Genomic DNA, 16,888 nt, shown 5'->3' with positions numbered 1-16,888 from the left:
AGTCATTAATGTACAGCAAACAACATCAAATGGTCCAGAGAGTGGCGGCACTTCATTTCTGTTGTCCGCCGAGCGGACTGCTCCGCGGCGAGGGGACGAGCTCTGGGCAGTCCCTTCGCCGCGCAGTGGTCCCCTCGGCACCAGCGGCACTCAGCGGTCGCGATACTCCGCGATGATCTGGTCCGAGGCCTTCTCGCTGACCATGTAGACGGCGCTGGCGATGAAGAAGCCCGGGGTGTCGGGGAACACGCTCGCATCGACGACGCGCAGACCCTCGACCCCGCGCACGCGCAGGTCTCCGTCGAGGACGGCCATCGGGTCATCGTCAGTGCCGATCTTCGCCGTTCCGCAGGCATGGTGGCCCCACGCCTCGCGCTTGACGAACTCGCGCAGCTCCTCGCGACTGGCGACTTCGGCACCGGGCACGAGTTCGCGCACAACCTTCGTGTTCTCGATGCTGCCGACGATCGTCCGCGCCATCTCGAGTCCGTCGACGACCCCGTCGAGGTCGCGCTCCCACCCGGGAGACCCCTCGTCGAAGTACCGCATGCGGATGTCGGGCACATCGCGCGGATCCGCCGAGCGCAGTCGCACAGAGCCCGCTCGGTCCCGCGTCCACCCCTTGAGGACGAGCATGCTCATCCGATCGTGGTGCGGCTTCGCATCGTAGGAGTGGTGCGGGTAGTACCCGTGGAAGTCCGCCGCGAGCGAGAAGATGATGACGTCGGCGTTGTCCCCGTCCCCGGCGCTCGTGTGCGCGACCATCGCCGCGAGCGACCCGTTCGTCGAGTACGGCCCGCCGCGATCGTCCTTCCACTCGCGCAGCAGATGGTCATCGGGCTCACCCGGCGCCGGCAGGTCGAGCGTCGAGTCGTCGAAGATCGGGAAGTCGGCATCGAGTTCGTTGACGACGGAGACCTCATACCGGTCGTGGAGATTCTCCCCCACCCCAGGCGCGTCGACGACGACGGGGATCCCGAACTCCTCAAGCTCCGCCGCCGGTCCGATGCCCGAGAGCTTGAGCAGCTGCGGGGTGTTGAAGGCCCCTGCCGCGACGATGACTTCGTTGCGGGCACGGACGGCCGACCGCCTCGGCGAGGGATCATCGGAGCGTCGCTCCGGCGGGGTCGCAGCGTAGAGTCCGGCCCCGGCCAGGTATTCGACGCCGATCGCACGGGTGCCGTCGAAGAGCACCCGGGTGGCGAGCGCATCCTCGATGATCGTCAGCCGATCCGGATGTGCGGCGCGTGCGGCGAGCAGGCGCTCCCGGCTGCCGTTGCGCCGGCCGCCGCCGGCGGCGACGGGGACGAAGGACATGCCCTGATAGCTCGGCGGGGTGTCGGCGGCGTTGATGTCGCGCGGCAGGGAGATGTCCTCGGGGATGCCGAAGAGCTGCCGACTCGTCGTCTCGGTGGCGTTGATGATGTCGAGGAAGCGGGGTTCCCGGCCGGCGATCGCGGGGTCCGCCCGTGTCGTCTGCAACCACCCGTCGCGCCCGTGGCGGGCCTTCGCGTCCCGGTCGGCCTCGCTGTCACCGGGCAGCGGCAGGGCGTCGACGCCCTGCCAGTCCTCGATGCGCTCGAAGATCTCCCGCATCGGGCCGTGCCCCCAGCTCTCATCGCCGGTGAGCTCCGCGAGTCCGTCCCAGTCCCGGGGCTGCGGGGCGATGTGGACCATCGCGCTCACCGCGGTGCTGCCGCCGAGCGTCGATCCGCGGGGATAGAGGATCCCGCCGAGGTCGTCGTCCCATTTCGAGTCCTCCCGCCCCCGGGTGGGATCGTCGTAGTGGGAGACGGCGAAGTTCCACACCATGTCGGGGTCTTCGCTCGCATAGGCCTGCATGACGGGGGTGTCGTAGTACCCGCACTCGTGGTTCCCGCCGGCCTCGAGGACGGCGACGGTGAACCCCTCCTCGGCGAGGTTGGCCGCGAGCGGACCGCCACCGGCCCCGAGCCGACGATGACGAAGTCGTACTCGGGTGCGTCCTCGACGGAGTCCCCTGAGCCTTGGACGGCCTCGGTCACTGGAGGTAGCCCTCGACTTCGCTCACGGGACGCTCCTTGGCGAGGTTGGGATCGCGTCCGGCGTCGCGCTCTCCCTGGCGCTGGCGCAGCAGGTCCCAGAGCTGGTCGAGCTCGCCCTCGAGCTGTGCGATGCGCTGGTGCTCGTGCTCCTCGGTGATCTCTCCCTGCCCGAGGCGGCGGCGCAGCTCGCGCTCCTCCTCGACGGCGGCGTTGATCTGCTCGTGGATCGATTTGTCGGTGGTCATGGGGAGTCCTCTCTCAGGGGTGGGCCTCAGCGGTGGATCTTGTCCATCCAGTCTGCCGGCACGCGGTCGGCGGGCCCGGGCACGGACTGGGATTCGGGGTGGGCCAGGGGCGGCGCGAGCTCCGGGCCCTCGAAGGCCTGCTCGGTGCGGAAGTCAAAGAACCACTCCTCCCCGGGCTCGTAGCTGCGGGTGACCGGGTGGCCGGTCTCCTTGACGTGCCTGCTCGCGTGCTGTGAGGGCGAGGTGTCACAGCAGCCGATGTGCCCACATGCCGCGCACCGGCGCAGGTGGACCCACCACCCGCCGGTCTCCTCGCACTCGACGCAGCCGGGCCCTGAGGGCGGGACTGAGGGATCGATGTCTCCGGGTTCGAGTCGGATGTCCATGCACCGAGTATGGCACAGGTCACACTGTCCGTAACCTATACGTCGGTGACCTCTGCCTCTCCGGCCACCTCGGCGAGGATGACGCGGTAGCCCAGGCGGGCGTCGTAGCCGTGGATCTCCCGGGTGTCGAGGGCGGACATGAAGTCGAGCACCTCGGCGGTGATGACCTGACCGGGCACGAGCACGGGGAACCCTGGCGGGTACGGGGTGACGAACCCGGCCGAGACCGGGGCCTCCCCGTTCTCGACGCGCCGCCGCAGTTCGTGCGGGAGGACGTACTCGACGGACTTCTGCCGCAGGCCCGCGTAGTAGGCCGACCGGAGATCCCCGTCGGGCAGCTGCGCCGCGGGGTCGTCGGCGGGCACCTCGGCGGCGTACTCGGGGGCGAAGGCGCTGAAGTCCGGCAGGGGCGGCATCACCGCGCTCGGCTCGGTCGAGGCGTCGGAGGGGCCGACCTTGTACGGGTCAGTGAACCGCTCGGCGAGCTTGACGAGGACCTCGATGAGGTAGGCGACGGCGGATCGGGAGGTGCCGATGTTCGTCATAAAGAGCACGGTGTTCCGGCTCGTCTTGTTCACCTGGATGCCGTAGCGGTCCATGAGGTACTCGTGCTTGAACGTGTCCCCGTCGACGCCGGTGCCGGTGATCTCGACGGTGATCCGGCTGGGGTCGACGACGAACTCGTCCGTCGTCCACGCGTTCCAGAACGTCGCGAGTCCATCCCGCAGCGGCATCGACCGGGTCGTCTCCCGGTACTCGGCGGGGATGAGGTCCTTGGCGGTGAGCACGCGGAACGTCTTCTTCAGCAGCGGGTGCCTGGCCACCGCCGAGGCGAGGCTGACAGCGAGGTCGAGCTGCTTCTGGACGAGCGCGAAGCCCTCCATCTCCACCTGCCGGCGGCCGAGGTCGAGGGAGGCGAGGATCTGGTAGTTCGGCGACGTCGAGGTGTGCGTCATGTACGCCTCGTGGAAGGCCTCCTCGGCGCCGGAGCCGAACTCCTGGTCGTAGACGTGGATCATCGAGCCCTGCCGCAGCGCGGTGAGCGTCTTGTGCGTCGACTGGGTCGCGTAGACGCGGATCGTCGCGTCCGGCGGAGCGAGCAGGGTCTCGTTCAGCCACACCTCGTCGGGGGCCGGCTCCCCGGTGACGGGATCGAACAGGCGCTTGCGCTGCTCCCGGTAGGCCGCATCGTGGGAGTTCGTCCGCAGGGTCTCGTCGAGGCGTTCGGCCGCGACCATCGCGGTGCGCTTGCGGGTGACGGGGTGGAAGCGGGCGAAGGCGAACCACGCTTCGTCCCAGAGGAAGACGAGGTCGGGCTTGATCGCGAGGCACTCGGCCATGACGCGCTCGGGGTCGTAGACGATGCCGTCGAACGTGCAGTTCGTCAGCGTGATCATCCGCACCTCGTCGAGGCGGCCGGCGGCCCGATAGTCGAGGAGGAGCTGCTTGATCCGGTGCAGGGGCACCGCGCCGTAGAACGCGAAGTCGTTGAGCGGGTACGCCTCGAGGTAGGCAGGGCGGGCGCCGGTGAGCATGAGCGCATGGTGGTGGGACTTGTGGCAGTTGCGGTCGACCATGACGATCTCGCCCGGGGCGACGACGGCCTGGTGGACGATCTTGTTCGCCGTCGACGTGCCGTTGGTGACGAAGTACGTCCGCTTCGCCCCGAACGCGCGGGCCGCCAGCGACTGTGCCTTCTTCAGGGTGCGCACGGGGGCGAGGAGCGAGTCGAGCTCACCGGAGGTCGCGCTCGTCTCGGCGAGCAGGAGGTTGAGGCCGTAGAAGTCGACGAAGTCGGAGATCCATTTCGACCCGACGACCGAACCGCCACGGGAGACGGGCAGAGCGTGGAAGACGCCGGCCGGCCGCCTCGCGTGCTCCTGGATGGCGGCGAAGAACGGGGTGTCGTAGAGGTGCTGGACACGGCGGAGCAGGGAGAGGTGGAGTTCGAACTGGTCCTCGCGCCGGAACACCCGGCGGAAGCGGTGGGTGAGCGCCCCGGCGAGGCTCTCGATGTGGGCTCCGGCCATGAGGTAGAGGTCGAGTTCGGGGCGCAGGCCCGCGAGCGTGTCGGCCAGCCGCAGCACCCGGCGAACCGAGTTGAGCGGGCTCATCGGACCCGTCGGCGACGAGGTCGTGCCCTCGTGGGCGAGCGCCACGGCGTTGCGGAGATCGCGGCTGAGCACTTCGCGGGTGCGGTCTGTGAAACCGGGGCGGATGACGCACGCGAGGAGGTTGGGGTTCGTCAGCGCGGCGACGACGGCGTCATCGGCGGTGGGGACGATGACGTAGTCGTAGATGAACTGGTCGGAGGCGCTGCGGAGCTTGAGCAGGTCGGCGTGGAGTTCGTCGCGCCCACCCTCGGTCGTCTCGTCGACGATGAGGACCTCGAAGCGGGGCCGCGGGTCCTGCCGGTCGCGGATCTCCGCACGCTCCTCCTCGGTGAGCTCCTCGTCGATCGTGTCCGGCACCGTCGTTCCCCGCAGCCGGTTGACCGCGCGGGTGATCATGTCATGGGCCTTGTCGAATTCGCCGTCGGAGAGGAGTTGGGCGATCTCCTCGACGTAGCGCTGACCGAACCCGCCCCAGTAGAGCTCGATCGTCTTCAGCGACCGCAGGGACCGCCAGACCTCACCGTCGGCGGCGATCATCGAGAAGTCTCCGCCGCTCATCACGAGGCGCTTGATCGCGTACTTGAGGTACTCCCATGCGTCCGAGCGCAGCCGCCACGTGCTCGCAGGCATCCCCGGGTCACGTTCGAGCCTGGCCTTCTCCGGCCGAGTGAGGAAGCCCTGGCGGGTCGACACCGGCTTGCCGCCCCTGTCCGAGGACAGGCCGGAGGCGAAGGGGGCGCCTCCCGGGAAATCGTCGGAATCGATGCCGGTCATGCTGGAGCCTCCTGGCTGGTGGTGCGCTGGTGCGGAATCCGTTGTGCTGACGATCATACGGCCTCCCCTCGAACGCGTGGACACCGCGGTGCCCACTTGAGACGAAAGAGTGATAAGCATGAATCATGGATGTCACCGAGTCACAGACCGCCGGCCATCTCATCGTCGAGGAGCTCGAGGCCCACGGAGTGAGGCGGGCGTATCTCGTGCCCGGGGAGTCGTACCTCGACGTCCTCGACGGCCTCCACGACTCCCCGATCGAGACCATCGTGTGCCGGCAGGAGAGCGGTGCCGGCTATATGGCAGTGGCCGAGGGGCGGATGACCGGGATCCCCGGCATCGCCATGGTCACCCGCGGGCCGGGGGCGGCGAACGTCATGGCCGCCGTCCACACCGCCTACCAGGATGCGACCCCGCTCGTCGTCTTCGTCGGCCTCATCCCCACCGCCGCGCGCGGGCGTGAGGCGTTCCAGGAGTTCGACCTTTCCGCGTGGTTCGGAACGACGGCGAAGAAGGTCCTCGTCCTCGACGATCCTGACAAGGCCGCCGAGGTGGTCGTCGATGCCCTCCACACCGCCGTGTCCGGCCGGCCGGGACCCGTGATCATCGGCCTGCCCGAGGAGGTGCTCACCGAGCGGACATCCGCGCCGGTGCTGGCCCCGCGGGCGCTCGGAGTCCCAGCCCCGGCCGACGGGGACCTCACCGAGCTGCGCGCCCGCATCGACCAGGCCGAACGTCCCGTGCTCGTCATCGGCGGCGAGGACTGGGACCCGGCCACCGCCGAGCGCATCGCCCAGTGGTCGCGCGACCGCGGGCTCGGCGTCATCGCCACGTTCCGCGCCTACGACGGCATCGACCACGATGCGCCGAACTTCCTCGGGATCCTCGGCTACGGTGCCGCTCCCGTGGCGAAGCGGGTGTTCGCCGAGGCCGACCTCCACATCTTCCTCGGCTGCGTGCGCACCGATGTCGCCACCGACGGGTTCACGATCGGCACGGATCAGCGCACGATCATCATCGGTCCCGATCCGGACGCGCACGGGCACTTCGGGCGTCTCGACGAGCACATCGTCACCTCGGTGAACCGGTTCGCCGAACGACTCTTCACCGAGGACGGGACCCCCGCGTACACGGTCTCCGCTGACGGCAGCATCGCCGAGGTGGCAGACGGTGGGACGAGAGGCGGGGCGGCCGACGACGCCGGCTCCGACGACACGACCCTGCCCTCCTGGATCCAGGAGGCCCGCGCTGAGCTGTTGGACTGGCGGGAGCCGAAGCCGGTCCCGGTCCCGGCAGGGGCGATCTCGGCGGGAGCCGCCTCGGCGAAGGAGCCGGGAGGGGCAAACGAGGTGGCCACGGCCGCCTCGGCGAAGGATTATGACCGCACCTTCGTCGACATGGACGAGGCGTTCACCCACGTCAGGGAGCTGCTGCCGGCGGACGCGATCATCACGTACGGGGCGGGGAACTTCTCCGGGTGGGCGACGCGGTTCCTGCCCACGCACGGATTCCCCTCGGCGCTGGGGCCGCGGAACGGGTCGATGGGCTTCGGTCTGCCGGCCGCGGTCGCCGCGGGACTTGTCGCCCCCGACCGGACGGTGTTCTGCATCGCCGGCGACGGGGACTTCCTCATGACCGGGCAGGAGCTCGCGACGGCCGTCCAGTACGGGGTCGATGTCACGATCGTCATCAACGACAACTCGGTCTACGGCACGATCCGCGGTCATCAGGACCGCGACTACCCGGGTCGGGCGACGGGAACGACGCTTGAGAACCCGGACTTCGCGGCGATGGCCACGGCGTTCGGGGGACTCGGGATCCGGGTCGAACGGACCGAGGACTTCCGGGAGGCCTTCGCCGCGGCACTGGCCCACCGGGGACCGGCCATCGTCCACTGCATCACCGACTCTGCGATCCGCGGGCCGAGACTCTGAACGCACACGCGAAAGGCACTCCGTGAGAATCGACGCGATCTTCACCGATCTCGACGCGCACACCCTCGACCCCGCCCGCCCCCGGGCGACGAAGATCGGCGTGAGCTCCGGGCGGATCATCGGCTTCGACGAGGAGCTCGACGGGATCAGCGCCGACCGCGTCGAGTCGCTCGGCGGGGCGATCGTGCTGCCCGGCTTCAACGACGTTCACTGCCACACGACGTGGTACGGCCTCACGCTCGCTTCGGTCGACGTCACGGCGATGCCGGGCGGGCTGCCCGACGTCTACGCGGCCCTTGAGAAGGCGGCCGCAGTCACCCCTGCCGGGGAGTGGATCGAGGCGACCGGCTTCGCCCACCGCGACTACGACGGACAGTACCCGGAACTGAGCCGCCTCGACGAGATCACCGGCGACCGACCCCTGTTCATGCGCCAGACCTCCGGGCACGCGGCGATCGTCAACACCGCGGCGATGAAGCTCGCCGGCATCCTCGATGCCGACTTCGCCGACCCCATCGGCGGGAAGGTCGTCCGCGACGCCGCCGGGCACCCGACGGGCCTTGTCGAGGAGACCGCGCAGGGACTCGTCCAGGACCTCATCCGCCCGTACTCGCTCGAGACGATCGTCGACGCCCTCGACCTCGCCACCGCGCAGTATGCGAGAGAGGGCATCACCTCGTTCGGGGAGTGCGGCATCGCCTACGGGTGGATCGGCCACTCCCCCATCGAGATCTCTGCGTACCTGCGCGCCCGCGAGGAGGGCAAACTGCGCGCCCGAGCCCAGCTCATGCCCCAGGCCGACGGCCTCCACCCGATCGCCGCGAACTCCGCCGACGGCTTCGGCATCGGCCTCGACGCGGGACTGCGCACCGGCCTCGGCGACGACATGATCAGCATCGGACCGGTGAAGTTCTTCATGGACGGGGCGATGTCCGGGGAGACCGCGGCGCTGCGGGAGAACTACGAGGGCCGTGACCATCCCGGCTACCTCCAGGCCGATGCCGAGGAGCTGCGGCAGCGCATCCTCGACACCTACGCCTCCGGATGGTCACTCGCCGTCCACGCGATCGGCGACGCCGCCGTCGATGCGGCGATCGCGTACATCGTCGAAGCCCAGACCCGCTTCGGCAGACGGGCCGTGCCCAACCGGATCGAGCATGCGGGCCTCGTCCACGACGAGCACCTTGAGACCCTGGCCTCCCACGGCATCGCCGTGACCCCGCAGGCCGCGTTCGCCGAAGCGATCGGGGATGGGATGAACCGCTCGCTCGGGCCCGAGCGTCGGAGGCTGCTCTACCGCGCGAAGTCCTTCGTCGACGCCGGGGTCCTGCTGCCGGGCAGCTCGGATCGACCGTGTGCCGACGGCACCGCCCTGCGCGGCATCGGCGCCTTCGTCACCCGCGCCACCCGGGAGGGCGACGTCATGGGCGCGGCCTCCGAGAGGCTCTCTCCCGCCGAGGCGATCGCCGCCTACACCTCGGTCGCCGCGATCGCCTCGGGGCAGGGAGCCGAGAAGGGGACCCTTTCACGTGGGAAGCTCGCCGACTTCGTCGCCCTCGATGCCCATCCCGCCGAGGTGGCGCCTGCCGACATCGCCGACATCCCCGTGCGCGCCACCGTCCTCGGCGGCGCATTCACCCACGACGCGAGGTAGCTGCCTCAGCGGGCGAAATCGAGGTCGGTGAGGACCTTGTCGAGGATCCCGAGGCCCTTCTCGAGGTCGTCCTCGCTGATGTTGATCGGCGGGACGACGTGGATGCGGTGGTAGTTGGTGAACGCGACGAGACCGTACTCCTTGAGAGACGCGAGCACCGAGGCGACCTCGGGCGAGCCTGCGCCGTAGGGGGCGAGCGGTTCCTTCGTCTCCTTGTCCCAGACGAGTTCGATCGCCCAGAACGCACCCGTGCCGCGGACCTCGCCGACGTGCTTCGAGGACTCGGCGATCTGGCGCAGGCGGGGTCCGATGATCTCCTCGCCGATGCGGGCCGCGTGCTCGACCATCCCCTCGTTCTCCATCGCATCGATCGTCGCGACCGCGGCGGCGCACGCGAGCGGATGACCGGAGTACGTCAGCCCTCCGGGGTAGGCCACCTCGGCGAAGGAGTCGTAGATGTCGTTGCTCATGATCACCCCACCCAGCGGCACATACCCGGAATTGACGCCCTTGGCGAAGGTGATGATGTCGGGGACGATGTCGAAGTGCTCGAAGGCGAACCACTTCCCGGTGCGGCCGAACCCGGCCATGACCTCGTCGGCGATGAGGACGATGCCGTGCTCGTCGGCGAGTGCGCGCACACCCTGCATGTATTCGGGGGTCGGGATCATGATGCCGGCGGTGCCGGGGATGGACTCGAGGACGATCGCCGCGATCGTCGAGGGGCCTTCGAGTTCGATCGTGCGCCGCAGGTGGCGCAGGGCGCGCTCGGTCTCCTCGGCCTCGGTGGTCGAGTCGAACTCGCTGCGGTAGAGGAAGGGACCGAAGAAGTGGACGACGCCGGAGTCGCCGAGGTCGTTCCTCCACCGCCGCGGATCCCCGGTGACGTTGATCGCCGTCTGGGTGCCGCCGTGGTAGGACCGGTAGCGGGAAAGGACCTTGTGCTTGCCGGTGTGGAGGCGGGCCATGCGGATCGCGTGCTCGTTCGCGTCGGCGCCGCCGTTGGTGAAGAAGACGTGGTCGAGGCCTGCCGGGGTGCGTTCGGTGATGAGGCGGGCGGCCTCGGAGCGGGCGGCGTTGACGTGGGCGGGGCTGATCGTGCAGATGAGGTCGGCCTGCTCCTTGATCGCGGCGACGACCTTCGGGTGCTGGTGACCGATGTTCGTGTTGACGAGCTGGGAGGAGAAGTCGAGCAGCGGCCGGCCCTCGCCGTCATAGATGTAGGAGCCCTCGGTCCGGGAGACGGTCATCGGGTCGAGCGTCCTCTGCGCTGACCACGAGTGGAAGACGTGGGCCCGGTCGAGATCGTAGGCACGGGCCGACTCGGCTCGGATCGCCTCGAGCTCCGCGTCGCTGAACTTCTCCATGTCGATGGCCTTTCGCCGTGGGGTTCGGTGCGGCGGCGCCGCCTACGGCCATGGTAGAGGAGGTCGGGACTGCGCAGGGCAGGTCAGGGCGTGCCGGTGGCATTTCGCTAGAGTGGGCCGCATGCCCTACCGGACGATCACCGACCGCGCCGAGGCCGAGATCGAGATCAAGCGCTCGAAGTTCTTAGGCCTCGTCGCCCCGGTCGCCGATGAGGCCGAGGCCCGCGAGGTCATCGCCGAGCAGCGCGCCCTCCACCCCAAGGCCCGTCACCACTGCACCGCGTTCGTCCTCGATCCCGACTCCCGCACCCAGCGGTTCAGCGACGACGGCGAACCGGCCGGGACCGCGGGCGCTCCGATCCTCGACGTCGTCCTCGGCCACGAGCTCACCTTTGTCGTCGCGGTCGTCACCAGGTACTTCGGCGGGACCCTGCTCGGTGCGGGGGACTCGTGCGCGCGTACGGTCAGGCCGCCTCGGCGGCGGTCGATCGCGCCCCCGTCGTGGTCAGACGGGAACTCGTCCCGGTGCGTGCCAGCGTCGACTATGCCCGGGCGAACGCCCTCGAACGAGCCGCCGAGGTGCGGGGATGGTCGGTGCGGGCCAGCTACGGCGCCGAGGTGGGGCTGACCGTCCTCGTCCCCGTCGCCGAGGTGGACCCGGCACTGGCGATGTTCGCCGACCTCACAGCAGGTCAGGCCCATCCGAACGTCGGTGACGTCGAATGGGCCTGAGGGTGCGCGTGCGCTGAGCCTGCCGGCGGATCGCTCAGTCGAGAGCGGCGATCTTCGCGACCTGCGCGTTCGTGAGCATGACGAGGTCCTCGGGTCGGATCTCGATCTCGAGTCCGCGGCGGCCGGCGGAGACGAAGACGGAGGCGTGCTCGAGGGCGGTGCGGTCGATGACGACGGGCACGGCGTGGCGCTGCCCGAACGGGGAGACCCCGCCGACGGGGTAGCCGGTGCGGCGCTCGGTCTCGGCGACGCCGGCGAGCTGGGCCTTCTTCGCTCCCCGCGCCGAGGCCAGCGCCTTGAGGTCGAGCTGTCCGGAGACGGGGACGAGGGCGGTGACGGGCGAGCCGTCGACCTGGATCATCAGGGTCTTGAACACCTGGTCGGATCCGACGCCGAGCTTGTCGGCGGCCTCCGAGCCGTAGCGTCGGGTGGCGGGATCGTGGTCGAAGCTGTGCAGGCTGTAGTCGATTCCTGCGAGATTGAGGACTCGGACGGCCGGGGTCGCCGCGCTTGCCGGTTTGGATGCAACTGTCATAGGGGGGATCGTGCCTCCTGCCCGTGGACCGAACGGGACACCCTCCAAGGCCCGGCGGCCCCGAGATGTCCCGCGTCGATACGGACGGAATGTTGTTCTCGATTGCTGTTTCCGTACCCGCCCACAATAGGCGAAGCGTCAAGTCCAATGCCAATCAATGGCGCGTCCGCGAACTCGCCGGTAGCCTGTTTCCCTCCTGTTCACGCGGGGAGATTGAGGTCAGGTGCCTTGTCACCCCCAACCGATTTCGTGGAGGCGGTCGTCGTCGATGCCGTAGAAGTGGGCGATCTCGTGGACGATCGTCACGACGATCTCCTCGCGGAGGTGGTCACGGTCCTCGGCGTAGGCGATGAGGTTGTTGCGGTAGAGGAAGATCGTGTCGGGCATCTCGAGGCCACGCTGCCCGCGCTCGCCGATCGGAGTGCCGTCGTAGAGGCCGAGCAGCGTCGGGCTCCCGTCCTCGGGCGCGTCCTCGACGAAGAGGGCGACGTTGTCGAGCTCGTCGGTGACCCCGGCAGGCAGGTCCTCGATCGCCTTGTCGAGGATCGCCTCGAATTCCTCCTCGCTCAGGTACTCCATGGCCCGATCCTATCGGGCACCCGTGACACGGGATCCTTCCCCGTTCACCTCGTCGTCATCCCCTCGCCGAGGTGGGGTGGGGCGGTCACGGATGCGCACGGCCGCCTCGGCGGGGTGGGCACCGCACGACCGCCTCGGCGGGGTCGGACGGGGCGGTGCGAGCGCCTCGGCGATGGGGTGAGAAGGAGGGGTCGAGGGCTCCTGCGGAAGCCGATTTCGGGGCCCGGAAATCTGTGACGGAGGACACCGGGATCTGTTTTGCATTCTCGGAAATGGTTGGGATAAGCTTAACGTCGTTGCCCACGGGGAATCCGAGAGCAAACTAGGCCCCCATCGTCTAGAGGCCTAGGACACCGCCCTTTCACGGCGGCGACACGGGTTCGAATCCCGTTGGGGGTACGGTGTAAGATCGAAAGGTCGCACACCACAACAGCAAGGCCCTGTGGCGCAGTTGGTTAGCGCGCCGCCCTGTCACGGCGGAGGTCGCGGGTTCGAGTCCCGTCAGGGTCGCGGAGCATAAGGCTCTTCTTCGGAAGAGCCTTTGTTTCTCTCGGCATGCATCACGTATGTCGGCGACCAGGCTCTGTAGCTCAGTTGGTAGAGCGTTCGACTGAAAATCGAAAGGTCACCGGATCGACGCCGGTCGGAGCCACCACAGAACGAGAACCCCGCGGATTCCGCGGGGTTCTTCGCATTCGCCGGCAGAACGTTCACGGGCATAATCAGGGCACTCCCCCGGTGGATCGATCACGCCCCCAGTGGAACGGTCACGCGCTGATCTGAGAGCCCGCACTCGCGATGAGCACGTCGGCGGACCGCTGGATATGGCATTCGAGCGCCTCCACAGCGCCGGCGACATCACGGGCGACCGAGAGCTCGGCGATCCGCCGATGCTCCTCGGGCACGTCGCGGGTCTCATCGGCGACGAGCTCGCGGGACCAATGGACGAAGAGTTCGGAGCGGGCACGCAGATCCGTCGCGACCTTCGCCAGGGTCTCACTCCGTCCACCGGCGAGGATGGCGGCATGAAACGCCCTGTGAGCGCGATCCCACTCCCCGGTGATGTGCCCGCCCTCGTCGGTGAAGCGCGTCTTCTCAAGCGTGTGATGGGCCGCCAGCACCAGGGACTCCCACGCCAGATCGCCGTCGGCGATCGACTCCCGCAGCGCGGCGGCTTCGATGATCCGGCGCGCACGCGTGAGATCTTCGAGCAGACCCGCAGTGAGCTCGGGAACCGAGAACCCTCGCTGGGGGCTGGCGCTGAGCAGTCCGTCCTGAGCCAGTCTCGTCATCGCCTCACGAAGCACGGACGGGCTGACGGAGAACCGGTCGGCGATCTCGCCGATGCGCAGCTTGGAGCCGGGCGTGAAGCATCCCCGCAGAAGCTCCGCCCGCAGACGGTCATACGCTTCGGCGGACAGAGTGCTTCCGACCCGAGATGCAGCCATGTCGCCAGTATAGACATATGCGTATTTCGACGAGACCCTGCCAAAATATCTTTTTTCTATTGCAATATAGTGATTCAGCTCATACCGTGGAGGTCACGCGGCGGTCCACTTCGTCGCTCCCGTCGGACCACCGTCGGTGCCACAGAAGCACCGGCGCCAGGATGCAAGGAGGCACCATGGCTGACATCGAAGTACCCGTGCTCATCATCGGAGGCGGAGGCGCAGGACTGTCCGCGTCGATGAACCTGTCGAAACTCGGAGTCGATCACCTCCTGGTGAGTTCACTCCCCTACACGTCGAAGCTGCCGAAGGCCCACGTGCTCAATCAGCGCACGATGGAGATCTTCGAGGAGCTCGGGGTGGCGCCGGCGATCGAGGAGCGCAGCACCCCAGCGGAGAACATGAAGAGCACTGGGTGGTACGCCGGTCTCGTCGGCGATCACGAATACTCCGGTCGTCGCCTCGGCCACCTCGAGGTCTGGGGAGGCGGCTACACCGACCCCGACTACATCGCGGCGAGTGCGAAGCGCACATGCAACCTTCCGCAGATCCGACTCGAGCCTCTGCTCCTCGACCACGCGCGCAGACTGCACCGACGTCCCGACGGCGTTCGGTTCAATCACGAGGTCACCGCTGTCGAGCTCCTCGACGAGGGAGTCCTCGCGACAGTGCTCGACAAGGACTCCGGCTCCGAATACACGGTGCGCGCCCGGTATGCGATCGCCGCGGACCGGGGCCGCACGGTGGGTCCGGCCCTCGGAGTCGGGATGACCGGACCGACGGACCTGATGATGATGGTCTCGGTCCACTTCTCCGCCGACCTCTCGGAATGGGCCCTCGACGACGATGTGCTCATCCGCTGGCTCGTCAACCCTGAGTTCGGGGGATCATGGTCCTCAGGAGTCCTCGTGGCCATGGGCCCGGAGCACTGGGGCACGAAGTCCGAGGAGTGGGTCGTCCACCTCGACTATGCGACCCATGATGCCGAGGCGCTCACGGACGACCAGGTCATCGCCCGCCTCTGCACGGTGCTCGGCGTCGATCGCTCGGCGCTCGAGATCCACAAGGTGTCACCGTGGATCATGGAAGGCGTCGTCGCGGAGAGGTTCCGCGCCGGGGACGTCTTCATCATCGGGGACGCAGCCCACCGGCACCCGCCGACCGGAGGCCTCGGACTCAACTCTGCGATCCACGACGGCTATAACCTCGCATGGAAGCTCGCTCTCGTGCTCGAGGGCAGAGCCGGCGATGCACTGCTCGACTCCTACGAAGCCGAACGCAAGCCGGTCGATCAGGACAACGTCAACGCTGCGGTCGCCTCGGCGATGAATCACTTCACGATCGACCGAGCCCTCAACCTCTCTCCGGAGGCCTCCGCGGCTGAGAACTGGGCGGAGCTCGAACCCATCTGGGACGACTCGAAGCCCAACGCCGCAGAGAAGCGCCACGCGCTCAACCGCGCGATCGGCACGCAGACCATGGAGTTCCGCCACCACAACGTCGAGTTCGGGTACCGCTACGATTCCACCGCAGTCGTATCGGACGGCTCTCCCGACTATGTGCCCATCGACGCGGTCCGACTCTACGAACCGTCGACGAAACCGGGTCATCCGCTCCCCCATGCCTTCGTCGAGAAGTCGAACGAGCGCTTCGCCCTCAGCAGTCTCGTCGACGGCGGACACTTCCTCGTCCTTGCCGGCGAAGACGGTCACGACTGGGTCGCCGCCGCCGAGCAGATCGCCGCTGACCGCGGCCTGCGGATCAGGGCTCATACCGTCGGGCTCGAAGGCAGCGACTACGTCGATGTGCGGATGGCATGGATGAAGAACCGCGGGATCAACTCGGAGGGCGTCGTCATCGTGCGCCCGGACCGCTACGTCGCCTACCGGTCGATCGATTCCGTGGCCGACGCCGCCGACGAGCTCAACCGCGTCTTCGATGCGATCCTCGCCTCACCGCAGTCGGCCGCGCAGAGCGGGTCGGCCGCGCAGAACACGTCGGCCGCGCGGAGCGGCGCTGCCGCTGCACCGAACCAGGCAGCCGCCGCATCGGAGCGGGCGACCGACGCGCCGGAGCGGGCGACGATCGAATCAGACCGGGCGGTGGTGTGAGTGGGCTGAGCGCCTGAACCAGCCTCACTGCCACCGACGGCGAGCCCCGCGGATCCTCGCGGGGCTCGCCGCATGCCGCGGGAATCATGCCGATGCTGACTCGCCGGGGTTCGCGGACGTGTGCTGCGCAGTGCCGCGATCTGCGCTGCACAATCCCGGACTTCGCTCAACGCTGTCCCGGACTTCGCGCAGTGGCGCTAGCATGCGCTCATGAACGCACCGATCGAGAAGGGCCCATGCAATGACCACTCCTGACGGCTCTGCCCCTGTCACAGATCGGTCTCTCGCCTTCGAGTGGCGCGGCGAGGTGACCAACGACGAGATCAACATCCTCCACGCCGAGGCGTTCGAGCACCGGGTCCTCGACGACGACTGGCTCACCCACCTCGAGGCGCTCAGCCTCGGCTGGGTGACGGCCCGCGACGCCGTCGGGCTCGTCGGCTTCGTCAATATCATCTGGGACGGCGGCGTCCACGCGTTCATCGAGGACACAGCGGTCGCCGTGCGCGCCCGTCGCCGAGGCATCGGACGCCGACTCATCGAGATCGCGCGCGAGCACTCGACCGCGGCCGGCTGCGAGTGGCTCCACGTCGACTTCGACGATCACCTCCGCGAGTTCTATTTCGACGCGTGCGGCTTCGCACCGACGAACGCGGGACTCATGCGGCTGCGCTGTTCGACGAGCCGGGCTCACACGGACGACAGCCCAGGCCGCGCGGACGACGGCCCGGGCAATCGCGGACGGCAGCCCAGCCAGCGCGGACGACGGCCCAGGCCGCAGCGGACAGTGGGAGTCAGCCCAGACAATCGCGGACGGGGGAAAGTCAGCCGAGCGACCGCGAACGGCAGCCCGGGCCGCTGCGAACGGCAACCCACACTGCCGATGGTTTGCCATCGCGCCGACCGCTGCGACCGGCGAGAGCACCCATGTGCACGTGCGGGGAACAGTGCGACAATGAGGTGAAACCGACCCGATTCAAGGAGC

13 protein-coding genes, 3 tRNA genes and 1 pseudogene are annotated in these 16,888 nt (G+C 68.5%); 9 read left to right on the top strand and 8 right to left on the bottom strand.

Features of this window, described 5'->3' with window-relative positions; translation table 11 throughout:
* Positions 1-150 precede the first annotated feature (150 nt).
* The 4 genes from AC0VYB_RS02780 to AC0VYB_RS02765 form a co-directional block, all read right to left on the bottom strand.
* A complete protein-coding gene (locus AC0VYB_RS02780; protein ID WP_341456227.1) occupies positions 151-1,842 on the bottom strand; it encodes a GMC family oxidoreductase in 1,692 nt (563 codons plus the stop codon).
* A gap of 178 nt (positions 1,843-2,020) precedes the next feature.
* Positions 2,021-2,269, bottom strand: coding sequence for a DUF2630 family protein (locus AC0VYB_RS02775; RefSeq protein ID WP_009377690.1), 249 nt, complete (start codon positions 2,267-2,269; stop codon positions 2,021-2,023).
* A gap of 26 nt (positions 2,270-2,295) precedes the next feature.
* Entirely contained in the window at positions 2,296-2,655 is a 360-nt protein-coding gene (locus AC0VYB_RS02770; protein WP_063249973.1) for a UBP-type zinc finger domain-containing protein, read from the bottom strand.
* 35 nt (positions 2,656-2,690) lie between these two features.
* On the bottom strand, positions 2,691-5,543 hold the full coding sequence (locus AC0VYB_RS02765) for an aminotransferase class I/II-fold pyridoxal phosphate-dependent enzyme (RefSeq protein WP_131248422.1): 2,853 nt from the start codon (positions 5,541-5,543) through the stop codon (positions 2,691-2,693).
* A gap of 125 nt (positions 5,544-5,668) precedes the next feature.
* Between AC0VYB_RS02765 and AC0VYB_RS02760 the strand changes: the two genes are divergently transcribed.
* Positions 5,669-7,477, top strand: coding sequence for a thiamine pyrophosphate-dependent enzyme (locus AC0VYB_RS02760; protein ID WP_259788224.1), 1,809 nt, complete (start codon positions 5,669-5,671; stop codon positions 7,475-7,477).
* Positions 7,478-7,499: 22 nt separating this feature from the next.
* The gene (locus AC0VYB_RS02755; protein ID WP_190247457.1) at positions 7,500-9,131 is read left to right on the top strand and encodes an amidohydrolase; all 1,632 of its coding nucleotides are present in this window, start codon (positions 7,500-7,502) and stop codon (positions 9,129-9,131) included.
* Between the two features lie 5 nt (positions 9,132-9,136).
* Here AC0VYB_RS02755 and AC0VYB_RS02750 read toward each other — a convergent pair whose 3' ends face one another.
* The gene (locus AC0VYB_RS02750; protein WP_063249977.1) at positions 9,137-10,498 is read right to left on the bottom strand and encodes an aspartate aminotransferase family protein; all 1,362 of its coding nucleotides are present in this window, start codon (positions 10,496-10,498) and stop codon (positions 9,137-9,139) included.
* On the opposite strand from AC0VYB_RS02750, the pseudogene AC0VYB_RS02745 reads away from it, so the two are divergent.
* Both AC0VYB_RS02745 and AC0VYB_RS02740 read left to right on the top strand, forming a co-directional pair.
* Positions 10,497-10,883, top strand: a pseudogene (locus AC0VYB_RS02745) (IMPACT family protein); the annotation flags it as partial. The gene AC0VYB_RS02750 and the pseudogene AC0VYB_RS02745 sit on opposite strands and share 2 nt — an antisense overlap.
* A 65-nt stretch (positions 10,884-10,948) precedes the next feature.
* On the top strand, positions 10,949-11,230 hold the full coding sequence (locus AC0VYB_RS02740) for a DUF1949 domain-containing protein (RefSeq protein ID WP_475385029.1): 282 nt from the start codon (positions 10,949-10,951) through the stop codon (positions 11,228-11,230).
* Between the two features lie 34 nt (positions 11,231-11,264).
* Here AC0VYB_RS02740 and ybaK read toward each other — a convergent pair whose 3' ends face one another.
* Positions 11,265-11,765: a Cys-tRNA(Pro) deacylase gene (ybaK, locus tag AC0VYB_RS02735; RefSeq protein WP_009377682.1), complete on the bottom strand. Its 501-nt coding sequence runs from the start codon at positions 11,763-11,765 to the stop codon at positions 11,265-11,267.
* A gap of 231 nt (positions 11,766-11,996) precedes the next feature.
* Positions 11,997-12,344, bottom strand: a complete 348-nt coding sequence (locus AC0VYB_RS02730; protein ID WP_101624183.1) for a metallopeptidase family protein — start codon at positions 12,342-12,344, stop codon at positions 11,997-11,999.
* Positions 12,345-12,670: 326 nt separating this feature from the next.
* Between AC0VYB_RS02730 and AC0VYB_RS02725 the strand changes: the two genes are divergently transcribed.
* From AC0VYB_RS02725 to AC0VYB_RS02715, 3 genes are all read left to right on the top strand, one after another.
* A tRNA-Glu gene (locus AC0VYB_RS02725) sits at positions 12,671-12,743 on the top strand.
* A 37-nt stretch (positions 12,744-12,780) separates the two neighbouring features.
* Positions 12,781-12,854, top strand: a tRNA-Asp gene (locus AC0VYB_RS02720).
* Between the two features lie 69 nt (positions 12,855-12,923).
* Positions 12,924-12,999, top strand: a tRNA-Phe gene (locus AC0VYB_RS02715).
* Positions 13,000-13,111: 112 nt separating this feature from the next.
* On the opposite strand, the gene AC0VYB_RS02710 is transcribed toward AC0VYB_RS02715, so the two are convergent.
* Positions 13,112-13,792: a GntR family transcriptional regulator gene (locus AC0VYB_RS02710; protein ID WP_101624184.1), complete on the bottom strand. Its 681-nt coding sequence runs from the start codon at positions 13,790-13,792 to the stop codon at positions 13,112-13,114.
* A 176-nt stretch (positions 13,793-13,968) separates the two neighbouring features.
* Here AC0VYB_RS02710 and AC0VYB_RS02705 point away from each other — a divergent pair, with 176 nt between their 5' ends.
* Together AC0VYB_RS02705 and AC0VYB_RS02700 are read left to right on the top strand one after the other, a co-directional pair.
* On the top strand, positions 13,969-15,903 hold the full coding sequence (locus AC0VYB_RS02705; RefSeq protein ID WP_009377678.1) for an FAD-dependent monooxygenase: 1,935 nt from the start codon (positions 13,969-13,971) through the stop codon (positions 15,901-15,903).
* Between the two features lie 241 nt (positions 15,904-16,144).
* Entirely contained in the window at positions 16,145-16,867 is a 723-nt protein-coding gene (locus AC0VYB_RS02700) for a GNAT family N-acetyltransferase (protein WP_009377677.1), read from the top strand.
* Positions 16,868-16,888: the final 21 nt, after the last annotated feature.

The organism is Brevibacterium sp. Z349TD_9 (assembly GCF_056173565.1).
This window is presented reverse-complemented; position numbering and strand designations above follow the sequence as displayed.